This window comes from Streptomyces sp. NPDC051664 (genome assembly GCF_044453545.1).
Taxonomy (GTDB): Bacteria; Actinomycetota; Actinomycetes; order Streptomycetales; family Streptomycetaceae; genus Streptomyces.
On the sequence record NZ_JBITCU010000002.1, the window covers coordinates 250,897 to 269,822 of the forward strand.

Below are 18,926 nucleotides of genomic sequence, written 5' to 3' on the forward strand. Positions count from 1 at the left end.
TCTTGCGCACCGACACCACCGCATCGGTGTCCACACACATTCTGGACACCAGCATCGGCCGCCCCGCCGAGGCCGTCCCCGTCTCGCTCGCCGCCCGCGGCGGCAGCGACGCGCAGTGGGTGACGCTCGGCGGCTCCGCGACCGATGCGGACGGGCGATGCAAGGACCTGCCGGCGCTGCCGGAGGGCACCACCCACGTACGGCTCGACTTCGACACCGAGACGTACTTCTCCAATGAGCACAGTTCCAAGAAGCAAGCCGAGGCGCAGCAGGACGCCCCCCGCGTAAGGGACAGCGGCGCGTTCTTCCCGGAGGTGGCGATCACCTTCGCCGTCGTACCGGGTGAGCACCATCACGTACCGCTGCTGCTCAACCCGTTCGGCTACTCCGTTTACCGAGGGAGCTAGCACCGACATGCCCACGATTCTCGGCCAGAACCAGTACGGCAAAGCAGAGAACCGCGTCGTCAGGATCACGCGGGACGGCGACACCCACCACATCAAGGACCTGAACGTCTCGGTCGCCCTCTCCGGCGACATGGACGACGTCCACTACTCCGGCTCCAACGCCAACGTCCTGCCGACCGACACCACGAAGAACACGGTGTACGCGTTCGCCAAGGAGCACGGCATCGAGTCCGCCGAGCAGTTCGGCATCCACCTCGCCCGTCACTTCGTGACGTCACAGGAGCCGATCAAGACCGCGCGGATCCGGATCGAGGAGTACGCCTGGGAGCGCATCGCCACCTCCGACGGCAGCTCGCAGTTCATCGGCGCCGACGAGGTCAAGCACTCCTTCGTCCGCAAGGGCCAGGAGACGCGCACCACCCAGATCACCTTCGACGGCGAGAAGTGGCAGGTCATCTCGGGTCTCAAGGACCTCGTGGTGATGAACTCCACCAGCTCCGAGTTCTGGGGCTACGTCAAGGACAAGTACACGACGCTCAAGGAGGCCTACGACCGCATCCTCGCGACCGAGGTGTCCGCCAAGTGGCGGTACAACTGGACCAGCGACGACGCGCGTATGCCGAACTGGGAGAAGTCCTACGAGCAGACGCGCAAGCACATGCTCCAGGCCTTCGCCGAGACGTACTCCCTCTCGCTGCAGCAGACCCTCTACCAGATGGGTTCGCGCATCATCAACAGTCGCAGCGAGGTGGACGAGATCCGCTTCTCGCTGCCGAACAAGCACCACTTCCTGGTGGATCTGGAGCCGTTCGGCCTCAAGAACGACAACGAGGTCTACTTCGCCGCGGACCGCCCGTACGGCCTGATCGAGGCCACCGTGCTGCGCGACGGCACAGAGCCTCAGATCCCGGTCGACATGACCAACCTCTGACGCGGCACCGAACCGGTCCCCGCCCGCCGACGGGCGGGGACCGGCCGGACCGGAGGGAACCACCCATGGCACAGCACACAACGGGGCCGGCCGCAGAAGGCCCGTGCACCGCACCCCCGGAGAGCTCCGCGCATCCGGCCGGCGTGCTGATCCGGACCCGCCACCGTCCCGCTGACGCCCGCCGGGCCCGGCCTCCACGCCGGATCCCCGTCCTGGGCGCGGACCGTGCCGCGCTCCGGGATCGGTGCGGGAGCGCTCGTCGCCGCCCCGTTGAACCTGTTCTTCCATCATCTCGGCACCCACGGCCGCACGGCTGTGGCACTCAAATCCTCCTAGGGCCCTGCCGTGCCCACGTCCCCGCAGAGAGAAGAAGGAAGCGCCATGGCAGCCCCTGATCGTGTGGAACGCATCGTCATCGAGAACTGTTCGATCGCGACGGTCGACGCCGACGACACCGAGTACGCCTCGGGCCATGTGGTCGTCGCCGGCAACCGCATCGAGCACGTCGGCGCCGGCCGAGCCCCCGAGGGCCTGGAGAATGTCGTACGACGCATCGACGGCGCCGGGCACCTCGTCACTCCCGGCCTGATCAACACCCACCACCACTTCTACCAGTGGATCACCAGGGGCCTGGCGACGGACCACAACCTCTTCGACTGGCTGGTCGCGCTCTATCCGACATGGGCGCGCATCGACGAGCCGATGGTCCGCGCGGCCGCGCAGGGCTCGCTCGCGATGATGGTCCGCGGCGGCGTCACCACCGCCATGGACCACCACTACGTCTACCCGCAGGGCTCCGGCGACCTGTCCGGCGCCATCATCGGGGCGGCGCGCGACATGGGCGTACGGTTCACCCTCGCCCGGGGCTCCATGGACCGAAGCCAGAAGGACGGCGGACTGCCGCCGGACTTCGCCGTCGAGACGCTCGACGGTGCGCTCACCGCCACCGAGGCGACCATCGACGCGCACCACGACGGATCGTTCGACTCGATGACCCAGATCGCCGTCGCGCCCTGCTCGCCCTTCTCCATCTCCACCGAACTGCTGCGTCAAGGAGCCGAGTTGGCCCGCCGCCGCGGCGTCCGGATGCACACCCACGGCTCGGAGACCGTGGAGGAGGAGAAGTTCTGCCACGAGCTGTTCGGGATGGGCCCGACCGACTACTTCGAGTCGACGGGCTGGCTCGGCAACGACGTGTGGATGGCGCACTGCGTCCATATGAACGACTCCGACATCGCCGCGTTCGCCCGCACCGGAACGGGCGTCGCGCACTGCCCCTCCTCCAACGCCCGCCTCGCCGCAGGCATCGCCAGGGTCCCCGACATGCTCGCCGCGGGTGTCCCGGTGGGCCTCGGCGTCGACGGCACCGCCTCCAACGAGTCCGGTGAGCTCCACACCGAACTGCGCAACGCCCTCCTCATCAACCGCCTCGGCGCCCACCGCGAACGGGCCCTGAATGCCCGTCAGGCCCTGCGCCTGGGCACGTACGGCGGCGCCCAGGTACTCGGTCGCGCCGACCAGATCGGCTCCCTGGAGGTCGGCAAGCTCGCCGACTTGGTGCTCTGGAAGCTGGACACGCTCGCCCACTCCTCCATCGCCGACCCGGTCACCGCGCTGGTGTTCGGCGCGGCGGCCCCTGTCACCCTCTCCCTCGTCGACGGGAAGACGGTCGTCGAGAGCAACCACCTGACCACGGTGGACGAGGACGCCATCGCGCGCACCACCCGCGACGAGGCCCGCCGCCTCGCGCAGATCGCCGCCGGAGCCTGACGCTCCGGGGCACCCCCCAAGAACAGCCGGCCGAAGGGGGACGGCCCTTGGCCGGCCGCCGTGGGCCCGAGCGGGGTTCACGGCAGCCGGCCCGGCGGGCACGTACACAGACGTACGCGCCCGCCGGACCGGCGACCGAAGCTGCCGCATCAGCTGCACGACCTGCCCCACCTGCACCAACGCCCCACCTCCCAGACACCCGCGTCGCTCTTGACGTGTAACCGACCGGAGGAACCGCCGTGGCAGCACAGCCCAGGTTTCGCAACGACGCAGTCGCAGGACCCGACCAGGAGCCGATACGGGACGACCCGCAGGTCGCCGACGGCAAGCATCCGGTCGACGAGACCCTCCCCCCACTGAGGATGTTCACCAGCGGACTGCAGCACGTGGCCGCGATGTACGCGGGCGTGGTGGCCCCGCCCATGATCGTGGGACCCGCTGTGGGCCTCACCCCCAAGGAGACCGCTTTCCTGATGGGGGCGAGCCTCTTCACCGCCGGCATCGCCACCCTGCTCCAGACCCTCGGCTTCTGGCGCATCGGCGCCCGGCTGCCGTTCGTCAACGGCGTCTCGTTCGCCGGTGTGACACCGATGATCGCGATCGGCAAGGACCGGGGACACGACGGCATCGCCGTCATCTTCGGCGCGATCATCGTGGCCGGCCTGCTCGGCTTCGTCCTAGCCCCCTACTTCTGCAAACTGGTCCGCTTCTTCCCGCCCGTCGTCACCGGCACCGTCATCACCCTGATCGGCGTCTCCCTGCTGCCGGTCGCCTTCAACTGGTCCCAGGGCGGCAACGCCACGGCCGACGGATACGGGTCGACGACCAACATCTCCATGGCGGCCCTCACCCTGGTGATCGTCCTCGCGCTGCGCAAACTGCTGCGCGGCTTCTTCCAGCAGATCGCGATCCTGCTCGGACTGGTCGCCGGCACCCTGATCGCGATCCCGGTCGGCATCACCGACTTCGGCGCGATCAAGGACGCCGACCTGGTCGGCTTCCCGACCCCGTTCCACTTCGGGGCGCCGCAGTTCGAGGTCGCCGCCATCGTCTCCATGTGCATCGTGATGCTGGTCTGCATGACCGAGTCCACCGCGGACATGCTGGCACTCGGCAAGATCGTCGGCCGTCCGGCGGACGAGCGGACCATCGAGGGCGGCCTGCGCGCCGACACCCTGGGCAGCGCCGTCAGCCCGCTCTTCAACGGCTTCATGTGCAGCGCCTTCGCGCAGAACATCGGTCTGGTGGCGATGACCAAGGTGCGCAGCCGGTTCGTCGTCGCCGCGGGCGGCGGCATCCTCGTCGTGCTCGGCCTGGTACCGGTCGGCGCGTCCGTCATCGCGCTCGTGCCGCTGCCGGTGCTCGGCGGCGCGGGCATCGTGCTCTTCGGCTCGGTCGCCGCGAGCGGAATCCAGACGCTGGCCGGCGCGGCCCTGGAGAAGGGCGAGAACGCGCTGATCGTCGCGGCCGCCGTCGGCATCGGCCTGATCCCGATCGCGGCGCCGGAGTTCTACCACGCGTTCCCCAAGGATCTCCTCGTCGTGCTGGACTCGGGGATCTCCACCGGCTGCGTCGTGGCGATCGTCCTCAATCTGGCCTTCAACCACCTGGGCCGGAAGCCGGAACCGGTGGCGGAGGAGCCCTCCGTGACTGAGGCAGCGGCTCCGGTGGGCGCGCACTGAGCGCATCCGGTACGGCGCAGTGGCGCGTACGGCGAGTGCCGTACGCGCCACCGGTGCATCGCGGCAGGGCTCAGCCGATGTGGTAGCTGTCGCCGTAGACCTTCCAGTCGAGCGGCGGATCCAGGTTCAGATTGCCGTTGTTCAGGAAGACCCGCTGGGCGGTGTCCACCCGGCTGGTGTCCGAGTGGGCCTCCTCCTGCTGCATCGCCCAGACCCGCGCGTCCAGGAAGGCGTTCAGGTAGGTGACCTCGTCGCCGCCCTGGGCCGGCGGCTTCGCCCTGGCGAGAGCGCGCTCGCGGATGGCACTGAAGCTGGTGCTGTCGTCGCCGTCGCCGTGCATGACGATGGCGTCGTAGTACGCGAACTGGCCGAGCGTACCGACGCCGTCAGCCTTGCCCCGGCTGACCGCCGGGTCGAAGTACACCCGGTCCCGCTCGTCGTTCTGCGCCTGCTCGAACGCCGGGTCCGACGCGGCGGTCACCCAGTCCCTGGTGAAGTTCGGGTCGAGGCCGTCGTGCGAGTCGGTGCCGTCCACCTCCCGCAGTGCGGGCAGATACTTCGCGAGGACATTCCCCGGCTTGCGCTGGGTGTAGAGCTCGACGAGGTCGAGCATGTCGCCGGTGCCGGAGCAGAATCCGATGATGCCCGCGGTGTAGCCGCGGCCGTCGCCGATGTCCTCGATGTACTTGTACTGGGCCTTCCAGTCGAGGGTGGAGTTCTCCGCGCTGGAGACCAGCTGCATGGCGATCTCCTTCTTCGCCGGATCGTCGAGCCCGGTTGCGGCGGCCACGTGGCGGGTGGCGGAGGCTTCCTGATGGACCGCCGGATGCGTGGGGGCACCGGCGTAGGCAGTGGCGGGAATGGCCGTGAGTGTCACCCCGAGTGCGACCAGCGCGAGCCGGGCGGGGCGGGTGTTTCGACGTGCGGTGCGCTTATGGGGAGCGTGCACCAGTCCTCCAAAGGGAGTTCGTCGCTGGGCTGTTCTGTTAGGAAGCTTTCCTATCAGAGTCGAACGCGGGTCGTACACCCCTTCGACACAAGCGAGTTGAGTTCCACTCCGGCGGCGGAGGAGGCGGCCATCAGGGTTCTGACTCCGGGTCACCCGGCCCGGTCCGGGGCACGCCGAGCCCGATGGCGCACGTCGTCCGTCGCACGGGCGCTTCGTGCGCCTCTCGATCAGAGGTTCACGGGCCGTCGATGCGGTAGCTGTCGCCGTACACCTTCCACCGCAGCGGCGTCTCCAGCCGGAATCTGCCCTCGCGTACGAAGACCCGTTGGGCCGTCTCGATGCGGCTTGTGTCGGAGTGCGACGGCTCCTTGCGGATCGCGGTGACACGGGCGTCGAGGAAGGCGTTCAGATACGTCGTCTCGTCACCGCCCCGCGACGGCGGTTCGGCCGCGGCGAGAGCCTCGCGGCGCATCGTACGGAACCCGACCGTGCCCCCCGAGTCGGCAGCACCGTGCATCACATAGGCGTCGTAGTAGATGAACTGTCCGAGAGCTCCCAGCCCGTCGTCCTTGGCCTGGCGCACCGCCGGATCGAAGTACGAGTGGTCCCGTTCCGCGTCCTGCGCCGACCGGAACGCGGCGTCGCCGGCCGCCTTGGCCCAGGCGTCGGTGAACGGGCGGCCGAGACCGCCGTGCGCGTCGCTGCCCTTGACGGCTCGCAGCGCGGGCAGGAACCGTTCCAGCGGATTGCCGGGGCGGGTCGCCGCGTACCGCTCGACGACCTTCAGCATGTCGCCGGTGCCGGAGCAGAATCCGATGATGCCCGCGGTGTAGCCGCGGCCGTCGCCGATGTCCTGGATGTACTTGTACTGGGCCTTCCAGTCGAGGGTGGCGTTCTCCGCGCTGGAGACCAGCCGCATGGCGATCTCCTTCTTCGCCGGATCGTCGAGCCCGGGCCCCGCGGAGCCCTTTCCGGAACCGGCCCCGGACGCGGAGCATCCGGACAGTACGAGGAGAGCCGTCACGAGAGCCGTGAGGAGGGCACTGGCGGGGGCGACGCGGGAACGCGGAACGAGCTTCACTCCGACAGCCTGCCAGGCGCGGAGAAGGATCTTGCTCCATTCGGCTGTAGCGTCAGAGGTATGGAAGATCAGTCTGTTGTGGATGTCGGTGATGTGCGGCTGGCGTACCGGACCTGGGGTGACCCGTTCGGCTCGCCCGTCGTGCTGCTGCACGGCCTCGGCGGTTCCGCCGCGAGCTGGGAAGCGGTCGGGAGCCTGCTCGGTGAGGAATGGCGGGTGTACGCCCTCGATCTGCGCGGGCACGGGGAGAGCGACTGGCCCGACGAGTACTCCTTCGAGCTGATGCGGGACGACGTCCTGGGCTTCCTCGACGAGTGCGAGCTCGACCGCGTCGGCCTGGTGGGCCACTCCATGGGTGGCGTCGTCGCCCATCTGCTCGCCCAGGAGCACGCGGACCGGGTGGAGCGGCTGGTGCTGGTGGAGACCCCGCCGCCGTTCCCCAGCGAGCCGAGGCCCGCCGCGCAGCCCGAAGGGCCGGTCGACTACGACTGGAATGTCGTCGCACCCATCCGGGCCCGGATCGCCGACCCCGACCCGCACTGGGCGGACGGTCTCGGCGAGATCGTCGCACCCACGCTGATGATCGCCGGCGGCCCGGAGAGCACCATGCCGCAGGGCCGGCTGGCCGACATGGCGTCCCTGATCCCGGACTGCCGACTGATCACGCTCGGCGGCGGCCACCGGGTCCACGAGACCCACGCCGACCAGGTCGCCCAGCAGATCACCGAGTTCTTCACCAGCTGACCTGTGCGGCCGACGGAATCCCCGCACCGGCGCGTCATGGGCACGGCCGGAGTCCTGTTCTCTGCGGCCGTAGTCCGTCGACGTAGGCGAAAGGTCCGGTCGGCATGGCGGGTGGGGCACTGCAGGGGCGTTGTCAGTGCCGGGTGCCAAGATCCTTTCATGGAACTCGCACCGTTCTTCGCCGAGATCGACGCCCAGCCATGGGCCGAGCTGCAGCATGCGTACGGAAGCGCCGCCGATGTGCCCGACTGCCTGCGGGCGCTTGCCGGGGACGAGGACGAGGCGTCCGAGGCGCTCTCCGAGCTGTACGGCAGCATCCTGCATCAGGGATCGGTCTACGAGGCGACGGCCCGCGCGGTGCCGTATCTGGCACGGCTCGCGGCGGCTGGGCACCGCACCGAGGACCTGCTGGTGATGCTCGGAGGGATCGCGGAGTCCGGCGAGGACCAGAGGAAGACGGACGAGGCCGCCTGCCGGGCGGCCGTCGTCGGCCAACTGCCGTTGGTCCTGGGCTGGATCGACGACGAGAAGCCCGGATTGCGGCAGGCCGCCGCGTGGACCGCGGCCATGACGGGGGCGTCCAGTCAGGTGCTGCCGGTGCTCCGGAGGCGCTGGGCGCGGGAGACGGATCCCCTCGTCCGGGCCGAACTCCTCGGCGCCATCGCCCATCTGGACCCGGCAGGGAGCGTCGCCGAGGCGACCGAAGCCATGGGGGCGGGCGAGCCTGGTCAGGTGAGGATCGCGGCCCTGCTGGCCGGTGTCGACGCCGGCCGGCCCTGGACCCCCGCACACCACGAGGCGATGCTGATCCTCCTCCCGGCGGACGGGCTTGTCGCAAGCCGCCTTGATCAGGAGCGCAACGAACCGCTGCAGTATGTGGTCGAATCGCTGCTGTTCCGCGACACCTCTGCGGACCGTGAAGCGGCGTACGCCCTGCTCTCCGCCGCACTGCGCAGCCCCGAGCCCGACGCCCGTACGGAGGCGCTGTGGGCGGCCGAGACCGCCTGCCGGCTCTCGCGCAGCGCTCCGGAACGGCTGGCCGCACCGGTGCGCGCACTGATCGCCGACCCGGCCGCCGTGCCCGCCGCGTACCCGCTCCTCACGAAGCTGGGCGCCCACGCAGCGGAGGCTGCTCCCGTACTGGCCCGACTCGCCGCAGGGGAGGGCGATCCGGCGGACCGGGCTCTCGAAGCCCTCGTCGCGGTGGCACCGGCGCAGGCCGCGCCCCTCCTCGCCCGCGACCTGGGGCAGCGCCCGCGCGGACTCGGTGCCGCGTGCGGCTTCCCGGCCCGAGCGGCGGTCGCCCCTTCGTTCCCGTACGACCCCGAACTGCTGGACGCGATCCGTATCCGCCTCGGAGCCGGTGATCTCGAAGGCAACGAGCCGATCTGGCTCACGGTCCTGCTCGGTGCCTGGGGGAGGCGGGCGTCCTCCGCCCTGCCCGAACTCCGGTCCGCGCTGCAGAGATTCCCGAAGGTCGTACCGAAGGCGCTGGCGGCGGTGTGCCCGCCGGAGCACCGCGCGAAGACGGCGGAACTGCTGACCGCCGCGGCACGCTCCGGACCGAAGGCGGGCAGGCTCGCGGCGGCCAGGGCGGTTCACGAGCTGACGGGCGACACCGCGCCACTACTGGCGGCGACGGCCGCGCAGCTCGCCGCGGGTGGTTTCGACGTACGGGAGGCTGCGGGCATCGCCGGTGAGCTGGGCCCGGAGGCAGCCGATCTGGTGCCCGCCCTGCGGTCGGCCCTCACTGCTCCCGGAGTGAACCGCACCGTCCCGCAGCTGGACGGCGACGTCGAGATCGCCACCGCCCTGTGGCGGATCACCGGTGACGCGGAAGAAGCGGTGCCCGTGCTCGCCGGAGTGCTCGCGGCGGTCGAACCGGCCTGGATGCGCTGGACGTTCATCCGTGCCGCGCGAGCGGCGGCCCTCATCGGGGAGCCGGCCCGACCGCTGGTCCCCGCACTGGAGGGCCTGCTGGCGGACCGGCAACAGACTCCGGCTGCGGTACTCGCCCTGCACGCGATCGCACCCGAATCCCTCGACGCCCCACGACTGGCCGACCTGCTCCTGGACTCCGCGGAGGCGGACGCCGAACCGGTCACCGCCATCGAAGCCCTGGTCGCCCTCGGTCCGACCGCACTCACCGACGACCACCTGAGCCGGCTGACCGCACTCGCCGAGCGGGACCTGCGGGTGACGGCGTCAGGAATCGAATCAGGCATCGCCCCGGCCGACGAACGGCTCCGCGACCGGGCGCGAGAGGCGGTGCGTACGCTCCGACCGCACTGATCGCGTCTGTCCGCACTGACCGCGCGGGCCGCACCGGCGGCAGGGCGGCGTGGTGTCGAGGGACGACATGAGCCGTCCGCCGGATCCGCCGACGGCAGGGGCGGACCATGAGCCGGCCGATGCCGGACGCGTCAGCCGCCCGGCTGCCAGTCCGGGCGTCGGCCGCTCATCGCGACGGCCCGGTCGACGAGGGGCGCGTCCGCAGGTACCGGGACCGGCGGGCCGAAGAGCTCTCCCAGCCGGGGACTGTCGTCGCTCGGCGTCGTCAACGCCAGGGACACCCGGAGGCTCGCCTCGTCCGCCTCGTACTTCTGTCCGGTCGACCTGGCCAGGTCCCAGCCGTGGATCACCAGCTCGTTCAGAGCGACCATCGCCGCCACCTCGCCCGGCAGATCCACGCCACCGGCCCTGGTCATTCCCTGCCGGGCGGCGGGGTCGCGCCAGGCGGCCACAAGCTCGTCCAGCAGGGGCGGCAGTGCCTCGCGCCAGCCTTCCGGCAGGACCGGAAGCACGGTGTCCGGAGAGGTGTCGGTCGTCGGTCCGAGGTTCTTGCGGCCCGCGTCGCGGAAGGCCGTGACCAGCCCGACCAGGTGGGCGAGCAGCTCCCGTACCGCATAGTCGGGGCAGGGTGTCGGGTCGGTCAGACAGCGGTCGTCGATGCCGTCGAGCAGTCCGGCGATCTGCCGTGCCGCGGGTTCGAGATCGAGTGTGGGCGTCGTTCCGTTCTCTGTATCCATGTTCTGCAGACCGCCGTGGCGGTCCGAACTCATCGCTCTGCGCACAACGCATCCGCGGCGCAGACCGGCATATTGCGGAAGGCACCGCTCCACGCTCTTGTCCGGGACCCGCCGGCCGTGGCATACAGGTCCAGACCATTGCTGCCGGACGGAAGGCAAAACCGTGCAACGCCCCCACGCACACGCCGCGTTGGCCACCTCCGCCGCCCTGCTCCTCGTCACGCTCACCGCATGCGGCGACCCCGCCGACGCCGCCGACAAGCAGAAACCGACCGCCCCGGGCGGGGTGACGGCGCAGGCGAGCAGCGCCACCTCCGTCCACGTCATGTGGGACCCGGCCTCCGACAACAAGGCGATCACCGGCTACCAGGTGTACCGCAAGGGCACGCAGGTCAAGTCCGTCACGGCGGCCCGGCAGATGATCGACATCGACGGGCTGACCCCCTCCACCGCCTACACCTTCACCGTCCGGGCCCGGGACGCCGCCGGGAACCTCTCCGCGCCGAGCCGAGCCGTCGCCGTCACCACGCCCGCGCCGACACCCGCCGACCACGAGCCGCCGACGCGACCGGTCAAGCTGCGCGGCAAGGCGGACGGCAGCCGGGCGGCGACCCTGTCCTGGGGCGGCTCGACGGACGACGTGGGCGTCACCTCGTACGACATCTACCAGGAGGACTCCCGCATCCACAGCGTGCCCGGCACACAGACCACGGCCCGTCTGACCGGACTGCGCCCCGGCACCGTCTACACCTTCACCGTCCGGGCCCGGGACGCCGCCGACACGTCCTCGCCGGACAGCAACGCCCTTGACCTCACCACGCCCTCCGCCCCGGGCGCGCCGGCCGGTACTGCCCCCACCGATCTGCGGATCACGAGCAGGGCCCAGGGCAAGGAGTACGCGATCGACCTGGACTGGAAGCAGCCCGACACCGGCGGTGAGATCCCCGCGTACCAGCTCTTTCTCGACGGCCGGCTCACCACCACGATCGTGTGGGGCGGCAAGCCGCCGGCGGGCCGGGCGAGCTACCGGCTCACCGTCGGTGACCCGCGCGGGACCCGCTACTCGATGAAGATCCGCGCCAAACTGCCGGACGGGAAGTGGGGCGACTTCTCCGCCCAGCGCACGGTCGTCCTGGGCGACTGACAGGAGGCCGTGTCCGTCAGGCATGGCGTGCGGGGAGTCGCACCGTATGGTCCATTGATCCCGGAAACCTCATGGATGAGCAGGATGAGGAAGAGGGGTTGGACGATGGCGATGGATCTGGGCTCCCGCGTCGACGCGCTGATGGACGGGCTCCGGACGGATCTGGAGCGGCTGACGGCCATCCCGTCGGTCTCGTTCCCCGGATTTCCGCCGGAGCCCCTGCAGCAGGCCCACGACCTGCTCGTGGACCTCCTGCGCGACGCGGGCGTCGAGCGCATCGAGCGGCTCGACCTCCCCGGCACCGCGCCGATCATCGTCGCCGAGGTGCCTCCGCCGTCCCCGGACGCGCCGACCGTGCTGCTCTACGGCCACTACGACGTCCAGCCGCCCGGTGACGAGGCCCTGTGGCAGTCGCCTCCCTTCGAGCCCACGCCCATCGACGGGGGGCTCGGGCTGCGCGCCCGCGGCGTCGCCGACGACAAGGCGAACATCGTCGTCCACCTCGGCGTGCTGCGGGCCTACGAGGGAAAGCCCCCGGTCGGCCTCAAAATCATCCTGGAGGGGCAGGAGGAGTACGGGAGCGCATTCGACGACTACCCACCGACCGACCCCGACCGCTTCGCCTGCGACGCCATGGTCATTGCCGACACCGGCAGCATCCGCCCCGGCAGCCCCACCCTCACCGCCGGTCTGCGTGGCGCCTCGGAGGTCTTCGTCGAGGTGCGGACCCTCGACGAAGCCCGCCACAGCGGCGAGTTCGGCGGCGCCGCCCCCGACGCCCTGCTCGTCCTGCTCACGGCCCTCGGGACCCTCCACGACGTGCACGGCGATGTCGCCGTCGAGGGGCTGCGCCGCGAGGAGTGGACCGGCACCGCGTATACGCAGGAGGAGTTCCGCTCCCTTGCCGGGGTCCGGGACGGTCTGCCGCTGATGGGTACGGGAAGCCTCGGCGAGCGGCTGTGGAGCGGACCGGCGATCACCGTCATCGGTATCGATGCCCCGGGCGTCGACCACGCCGCGTCCGCGGTCGTCCCGTACGCCAGGGCCAAGCTGAACCTCCGCTTCCACCCGCAGCAGGACCCGGAGGAGGCGCAGGGCCTGCTGGTCACCCATTTGCAGTCAATGCGCCCGTTCGGAATTCCGCTCACCGTCACCTCGGGCGACGCCGGCCCCGGATTCGAGCCCGCCACCGAGGGCCCGGCCTACCGGGCAGCCCGCACCGCGCTGCGCGAGGGCTGGGGCAAGGACCCGGAACTCGTCGCCAGCGGCGGCTCGATCCCGCTGGTCAACGGTTTGTCCAAGGCGGTGCCGGGCGCCGAGGTGCTGCTCTTCGGCGCCCAGGACAGCATGTGCAATCTGCACGCCCCGAACGAACGGGTGCTGTTCTCGGAGCTGCGCTCGGCGGTCGTCGCCGAGGCAGCGTTTCTGCGCGAGTACGCGGAGGCGTACCGCGCGGGGAACAGGTCCTGAGCACCCGGTGACGGGGCGGCCGCACGCAACCGCGCCCCCGGTGCTGTGCGGTACCGGGGGCGCGAGGTGCTACGGGATCGGACGGACTCAGACCAGCTGCTCGTACGCCGGCAGTGTCAGGAAGTCCGCGTAGTCCTGGTCCAGCGACACCTGGAGCAGCAGGTCGTGGGCCTGCTGCCACTTGCCGGACGCGAATGCCTCCTCGCCGATCTCCTCGTGGATCGCGGCGAGTTCCTCGGCCGCGACCTTGCGGGCCAGGTCCGCCGTGGCGTGCTTGCCGTTCTCGAAGACCACGTCCGCGTTGATCCACTGCCAGATCTGCGAGCGGGAGATCTCCGCGGTGGCGGCGTCCTCCATCAGGTTGAAGATGGCCACCGCGCCCATACCGCGCAGCCACGCCTCGATGTAGCGGATGCCGACCGCAACGGCGTTGCGCAGGCCGTCGTACGTGGGCTTGGCGTCCAGGGTGTCGATCGCGATCAGGTCGCCCGCCGCCACGGAGACCTCTTCGCGCAGGCGGTCCTTCTGGTTCGGCTTCTCGCCGAGGACCGCGTCGAACGATGCCATGGCGATCGGAACGAGATCCGGGTGGGCGACCCAGGAGCCGTCGAAGCCGTCGTTCGCCTCGCGGTCCTTGTCCGCCTTGACCTTCTCGAAGGCGACCTTGTTGACCTCGGCGTCACGGCGCGACGGGATGAACGCCGCCATGCCGCCGATCGCGTGTGCGCCGCGCTTGTGGCAGGTGCGGACGAGGAGTTCGGTGTACGCGCGCATGAACGGGGCGGTCATCGTCACCGCGTTGCGGTCCGGCAGGACGAACTTCGAGCCGCCGTCGCGGAAGTTCTTGACGATGGAGAAGAGGTAGTCCCAGCGGCCAGCGTTCAACCCGGAGGCGTGGTCGCGGAGCTCGTACAGGATCTCCTCCATCTCGTACGCGGCGGTGATCGTCTCGATCAGGACGGTCGCGCGGACGGTGCCCTGCGGGATGCCGACGTAGTCCTGGGCGAAGACGAAGATGTCGTTCCAGAGGCGGGCCTCCAAGTGGGACTCCGTCTTCGGGAGGTAGAAGTACGGGCCCTTGCCGAGGTCGATCAGCCGCTGGGCGTTGTGGAAGAAGTAGAGGCCGAAGTCGACCAGTGCACCGGGCACCGGGGTGCCGTCGAGCTGGATATGACGCTCATTCAGGTGCCAGCCGCGGGGGCGGGTGACCACCGTGGCGAGTTCGGCGGCGGGCTTCAGCGCGTAGGACTTGCCCGACGTGGGGTCGGTGAAGTCGATGCGGCGTTCGTAGGCGTCGATCAGATTGAGCTGGCCGAGGATGACGTTCTCCCACGTGGGGGCGGACGCGTCCTCGAAGTCGGCGAGCCAGACCTTGGCGCCCGAGTTCAGGGCGTTGATGGTCATCTTGCGGTCGGTCGGACCGGTGATCTCCACCCGGCGGTCGTTCAGCGCGGCCGGGGCCGGCGCGACCTTCCAGGAGTCGTCCGCGCGGATCGCCGCCGTCTCGGGCAGGAAGTCCAGCGTGGAGGTGCGGGCGATCTCGGCGCGGCGCTCGCCGCGGCGGGCGAGCAGCTCGTCACGGCGGGGCGTGAACTGCCGGTGCAGCTCGGCCACGAACGCGAGGGCCGCGTCGGTCAGGACCTCGTCCTGCCGGGGCAGGGGTTCGGCATCGACGATGGCCAGCGGGGACGGCGCTGGTGCGGACATGAGCTGTCACTCCTTCAGCGGGCGGTGCGGGCGGCGCCTCTACGGCCGCCGGGCCGCCAGAAATGGCACGGCGTGCCAGGGCTCCGGAACGTGGCCGTGGGCGCCGTCTGGGATACAGAGCGCTTCTGACCAGTGGATAGTAGTTTCCTCATAGTGGAAGTTCAATGGTTTGTTGATGTCGAGATTCTCCGGGTCGACAGAAGTGGGGCGGGGCTGGCGCAGCGTGCCAGTGCGCGCCCAACCCGTTCATTCGAGGTGCGTCAGGTCCTCCGCCGTGTCGATGTCGTACGCCTCCGCCACATCGGAACACTCGACGAGCGTGATCGCATCGCGGTGCGTCCGCAGGTACGTCCGGGCACCCTGGTCGCCCACCGCGCCCGCAGCGACATCCGCCCACCGGTCGGCCCCGAACAGCACCGGATGACCGCGTTCCCCGTCGTACGAGGCCGCCGCCAGACTCGCCCGGGAGCGGTACGCCGACCGCACCCGTGCCACCGCCTGCGCGCCGATGCCCGGCTGGTCCACCAGCAGTACGATTGCCGCGTCCGCCCCCGTGCCGGCGAGTGCGCCCAGACCTGCCCGCAGCGACGAACCCATGCCTTCCGGCCACTGCGGATTGACGGTCACCGTGCAGCCGGAGAGGTCGGCCCGTGCCTGTACCGTCTCCGCCGCGGCGCCGAGCACCACATGGACGGGGCCGCAGCCGCCGTTCCGCAGCGCGCGCAGCGCATGTTCGACGAGCAGCCGGCCGCGGTGTTCCAGCAGGGCTTTCGGCCGGCCGCCGAGCCGGCGGCCGCCGCCCGCGGCCAGCAGCAGACCGGCGATCACCGGCTGCTGTCCCCCGTCGGAGGGACGGGACGATTGCGGAGCGGCGGAAGTGGACAGGGTGTGGGGTGTATCAGCCATGAGGCCCTGAATACCTCACCGCACCGGTGATTTCCTACCGGACCGGCCAGTACGCTGCGTCCCCCGGTGGTCACCCTGATTTCTGTCCGTGGAGTGGCGCGCGGCACCTGTCATGGCGTTAACTTGCGCACACCCCCGGGCACTTGACCACGGCTCGGGACGTGGTCGAAACACCGGCACAAGGATGTGCGAGGGGGAGTGCTTTGTTGCGAAGCGTGGGGCAGGCGCGGGTGACCAGCAGTGGCGAGGATCCAAGGGTGACGGAGCTGCGTACGGCCGTCTCCCGGCTCCGTCGCGAGCTGGCCGGGCATCCTGCGGAGTTCCCCGACCGGGGGATCGCCGAGGACGAGCTGGCCGCACTGGACGCCATGGCAGTCACCGGTGTGCCCGAGATCCCGCGGCTGCGCCGCTCGCTGCTGCTGATCGCGGGGGCGGTCGGCTCGGTCAGCGCACTGGCATCCGCGCTCAGGGGCGTACGTGTCGCCGTGGACCTCTTCGGCGAGCCGCCGCGCCGCTGACGGAACGCAAGGGGGCGCGTCGGACGCCCCCGGACACGACAGTGCCCGCCGGGTATCCGCCCGGCGGGCACTGTCGTGTCCGAGCTGCCTCAGCCGGTGGGGCCGCTGCTGGCCAGCGCCTGCGACAGCTCCTTCGCGACCTGCTGCAGGATCGGCACGATCCGCTCCGTCGCCGCCTCCGTGACCCGTCCCGCAGGGCCCGAGATCGAGATCGCGGCCGAGGTGGGGGAGTTCGGTACGGAGACCGCCAGGCAGCGGACCCCTATCTCCTGCTCGTTGTCATCCACCGCATATCCTGCGCGGCGGACCTGTTCCAGCGCGTCCAGGAAGCCGTCCGGGGTGGTGATCGTCTTCTCGGTGGCGGCCGGCATTCCGGTGCGGGCCAGCAGCGCCCGTACCTCATCCGGCGAGGTGTGCGCGAGGAGCGCCTTGCCCACCCCCGTGGAGTGGGGGAGCACCCGCCGGCCCACCTCGGTGAACATCCGCATCGAGTGCTTCGACGGCACCTGTGCGACGTAGACGACCTCGTCGCCGTCGAGCAGCGCCATGTTCGCGGTCTCGCCGGTCTCCTCGACCAGCCGCGCCAGATACGGTCGGGCCCAGGTCCCGAGCAGCCGGGACGCGGACTCGCCGAGCCGGATCAGGCGCGGGCCGAGCGCATAGCGCCGGTTGGGCTGCTGGCGCACGTAGCCGCAGACGACCAGCGTGCGCATCAGCCGGTGAATGGTGGGCAGCGGGAGTCCGCTGCTCGCGGAGAGTTCGCTCAGCCCGACCTCGCCCCCGGCGTCGGCCATCCGCTCCAGCAGATCGAAGGCGCGCTCAAGTGACTGCACGCCGCCGCTGGAACCGGCGGGCTTGGAGTCGGATGTGCTGGCGTGGGACGGCGGCACGTCAACGGTCCTTTCGAGGCGGAAGGGCAAGGCAGCAGCCTACCGGGAGGTTCCCGATCGGCCCACTGCTCCGGCACGGCGTCCTGGCCGGTCAGGGCCTGTTTGTCCGGGTGTCCGCGGTCCACGGGACGGTTCTGCGAAGCCGTACCCGACCCATGCTACGTTCCGCTCTCCGAAATTACCCTTTTACTTTGTGGAAATCTCCAGTCGCCCATGTGGGTGGTCGTCCTGTCGTCCGGGGAGGAGGGTGGGGTCTTGACGGGCTGGAATCCCACGTGAAGACTCCTTCAACAGTTCGTTGAATTTCTTCGGCGACCCCAGGCCGCCGAGAGGCCGGAAGTGAGGAGCACGGGTGTCCGGTGCGGACGTGAACCTGGTACTGCGCTCGACGCGCGTCGTCACCCCCGAGGGGACACGCCCCGCGGCGGTGGCGGTCGCCGGCGGGACGATCGACGCCGTCCTGGCGTACGACACCGAGGTGCCGGCCGGCGCCCGGCTGGAGGACTTCGGCGACGACGTCCTGCTGCCCGGCCTCGTCGACACCCATGTCCATGTGAACGACCCCGGCCGCACCGAGTGGGAAGGCTTCTGGACCGCCACCCGCGCCGCCGCGGCGGGCGGCATCACCACCCTGCTCGACATGCCGCTCAATTCTCTCCCGCCGACCACCACCGTCGACCATCTGCGGACCAAGCGGCAGGTGGCAGCCACCAAGGCGCATGTCGACACCGGTTTCTGGGGCGGTGCCGTACCGGCCAACGTCAAGGATCTGCGGCCGCTGTACGAGGCCGGGGTCTTCGGCTTCAAGTGCTTCCTTTCGCCCTCCGGCGTCGAGGAGTTCCCCGAGCTCGACCAGGAGCAGCTGGCCCGCTCCATGGCCGAGATCGCCGGGTTCGGCGGGCTGCTGATCGTGCACGCCGAGGACCCGCGCCATCTGGCGGCCGCGCCGCAGCGCAGCGGACCCGCGTACGCCGACTTCCTGGCCTCCCGGCCGCGCGACGCCGAGAACACCGCCATCGAGGGCCTCATCGCCCACGCCAGGCGGCTGAACGCGCGCGTCCACGTCCTGCATCTGTCGTCCGGCGACGCGCTGCCGCTGATCGCCGCCGCCAGGCGCGACGGCGTGCGGGTCACCGTCGAGTCCTGCCCGCACTTCCTCACCCTCACCGCCGAGGAAGTCCCGGATGGCGCAACAGAGTTCAAGTGCTGTCCGCCGATCCGTGAAGCCGCCAACCAGGACGCGCTCTGGGACGGGCTCGCCGACGGCACGATCGACTGCATCGTCTCCGACCACTCGCCCTGCACCACCGACCTGAAGACGCCGGACTTCGCCGCCGCCTGGGGTGGCATCTCCTCCCTCCAGCTCGGCCTGCCCGCCATCTGGACCGAGGCGCGCCGGCGCGGCCGCTCGCTCGATGACGTGGCCCGCTGGATGTCCGCCGCCCCTGCCGCGCTGGCCGGGCTGACCCGTAAGGGCGCCATCGAGGCCGGCCGGGACGCCGACTTCGCGGTCCTCGCCCCCGACCAGACCTTCACCGTCGACCCGGCCGAGCTGTTCCACCGCAACCAGGTCACCGCCTACGCGGGACGGACCCTGCACGGCGTCGTGAAGTCGACCTGGCTGCGCGGCCGGCGGATCGCGGCGGGCGGCGTCCTCACCGAACCCACCGGCCGGCTCCTCGAAAGGAACCTCTGACC

The 18,926-nt window shown here is 70.5% G+C and carries 16 protein-coding genes and 1 pseudogene; 11 read left to right on the forward strand and 6 right to left on the reverse strand.

Features of this window, described 5'->3' with window-relative positions; genetic code table 11:
• The first annotated feature begins 2 nt into the window (after positions 1–2).
• From uraH to ACIA8E_RS04415, 5 genes and pseudogenes are all read left to right on the forward strand, one after another.
• A complete protein-coding gene (gene uraH, locus ACIA8E_RS04395; RefSeq protein ID WP_399294359.1) occupies positions 3–407 on the forward strand; it encodes a hydroxyisourate hydrolase in 405 nt (134 codons plus the stop codon).
• Positions 408–414: 7 nt separating this feature from the next.
• Positions 415–1,338: a factor-independent urate hydroxylase gene (pucL, locus tag ACIA8E_RS04400; RefSeq protein ID WP_383956836.1), complete on the forward strand. Its 924-nt coding sequence runs from the start codon at positions 415–417 to the stop codon at positions 1,336–1,338.
• A gap of 153 nt (positions 1,339–1,491) precedes the next feature.
• Positions 1,492–1,674: pseudogene (locus ACIA8E_RS04405) on the forward strand (purine permease); the annotation flags it as partial.
• A gap of 45 nt (positions 1,675–1,719) precedes the next feature.
• Entirely contained in the window at positions 1,720–3,108 is a 1,389-nt protein-coding gene (locus ACIA8E_RS04410; RefSeq protein WP_399294363.1) for an 8-oxoguanine deaminase, read from the forward strand.
• Between the two features lie 239 nt (positions 3,109–3,347).
• Entirely contained in the window at positions 3,348–4,790 is a 1,443-nt protein-coding gene (locus ACIA8E_RS04415; RefSeq protein WP_399294367.1) for a nucleobase:cation symporter-2 family protein, read from the forward strand.
• Positions 4,791–4,860: 70 nt separating this feature from the next.
• On the opposite strand, the gene ACIA8E_RS04420 is transcribed toward ACIA8E_RS04415, so the two are convergent.
• A complete protein-coding gene (locus tag ACIA8E_RS04420; protein ID WP_399294370.1) occupies positions 4,861–5,739 on the reverse strand; it encodes a chitosanase in 879 nt (292 codons plus the stop codon).
• Positions 5,740–5,974: 235 nt separating this feature from the next.
• Complete coding sequence (locus ACIA8E_RS04425) at positions 5,975–6,820, reverse strand: chitosanase (RefSeq protein WP_399294373.1); 846 nt, start codon at positions 6,818–6,820, stop codon at positions 5,975–5,977.
• Positions 6,821–6,880: 60 nt separating this feature from the next.
• Here ACIA8E_RS04425 and ACIA8E_RS04430 point away from each other — a divergent pair, with 60 nt between their 5' ends.
• Together ACIA8E_RS04430 and ACIA8E_RS04435 are read left to right on the forward strand one after the other, a co-directional pair.
• Complete coding sequence (locus ACIA8E_RS04430; protein WP_399294376.1) at positions 6,881–7,564, forward strand: alpha/beta fold hydrolase; 684 nt, start codon at positions 6,881–6,883, stop codon at positions 7,562–7,564.
• 159 nt (positions 7,565–7,723) lie between these two features.
• A complete protein-coding gene (locus tag ACIA8E_RS04435; RefSeq protein WP_399294379.1) occupies positions 7,724–9,856 on the forward strand; it encodes a hypothetical protein in 2,133 nt (710 codons plus the stop codon).
• A gap of 131 nt (positions 9,857–9,987) precedes the next feature.
• On the opposite strand, the gene ACIA8E_RS04440 is transcribed toward ACIA8E_RS04435, so the two are convergent.
• A complete protein-coding gene (locus tag ACIA8E_RS04440; RefSeq protein ID WP_399294382.1) occupies positions 9,988–10,593 on the reverse strand; it encodes a TIGR03086 family metal-binding protein in 606 nt (201 codons plus the stop codon).
• Positions 10,594–10,756: 163 nt separating this feature from the next.
• Here ACIA8E_RS04440 and ACIA8E_RS04445 point away from each other — a divergent pair, with 163 nt between their 5' ends.
• Both ACIA8E_RS04445 and ACIA8E_RS04450 read left to right on the forward strand, forming a co-directional pair.
• A complete protein-coding gene (locus ACIA8E_RS04445; RefSeq protein WP_399294385.1) occupies positions 10,757–11,737 on the forward strand; it encodes a fibronectin type III domain-containing protein in 981 nt (326 codons plus the stop codon).
• Positions 11,738–11,821: 84 nt separating this feature from the next.
• The gene (locus ACIA8E_RS04450) at positions 11,822–13,207 is read left to right on the forward strand and encodes a M20/M25/M40 family metallo-hydrolase (protein WP_399294388.1); all 1,386 of its coding nucleotides are present in this window, start codon (positions 11,822–11,824) and stop codon (positions 13,205–13,207) included.
• Between the two features lie 87 nt (positions 13,208–13,294).
• Here the strand turns inward: ACIA8E_RS04450 and aceB are convergent, their stop codons facing one another.
• Positions 13,295–14,914 (reverse strand): malate synthase A, encoded by a 1,620-nt coding sequence (gene aceB / locus ACIA8E_RS04455; RefSeq protein ID WP_399294391.1) that lies wholly within the window; start codon positions 14,912–14,914, stop codon positions 13,295–13,297.
• Between the two features lie 246 nt (positions 14,915–15,160).
• Complete coding sequence (locus ACIA8E_RS04460; RefSeq protein ID WP_399295056.1) at positions 15,161–15,730, reverse strand: NTP transferase domain-containing protein; 570 nt, start codon at positions 15,728–15,730, stop codon at positions 15,161–15,163.
• A 305-nt stretch (positions 15,731–16,035) separates the two neighbouring features.
• Here ACIA8E_RS04460 and ACIA8E_RS04465 point away from each other — a divergent pair, with 305 nt between their 5' ends.
• Positions 16,036–16,338 (forward strand): DUF5955 family protein, encoded by a 303-nt coding sequence (locus ACIA8E_RS04465; protein ID WP_399295057.1) that lies wholly within the window; start codon positions 16,036–16,038, stop codon positions 16,336–16,338.
• Between the two features lie 89 nt (positions 16,339–16,427).
• Here the strand turns inward: ACIA8E_RS04465 and ACIA8E_RS04470 are convergent, their stop codons facing one another.
• Positions 16,428–17,228: an IclR family transcriptional regulator gene (locus ACIA8E_RS04470; protein WP_399294394.1), complete on the reverse strand. Its 801-nt coding sequence runs from the start codon at positions 17,226–17,228 to the stop codon at positions 16,428–16,430.
• Positions 17,229–17,580: 352 nt separating this feature from the next.
• On the opposite strand from ACIA8E_RS04470, the gene allB reads away from it, so the two are divergent.
• Positions 17,581–18,924: an allantoinase AllB gene (allB, locus tag ACIA8E_RS04475; protein ID WP_399294396.1), complete on the forward strand. Its 1,344-nt coding sequence runs from the start codon at positions 17,581–17,583 to the stop codon at positions 18,922–18,924.
• The last annotated feature ends 2 nt before the right edge of the window (positions 18,925–18,926 follow it).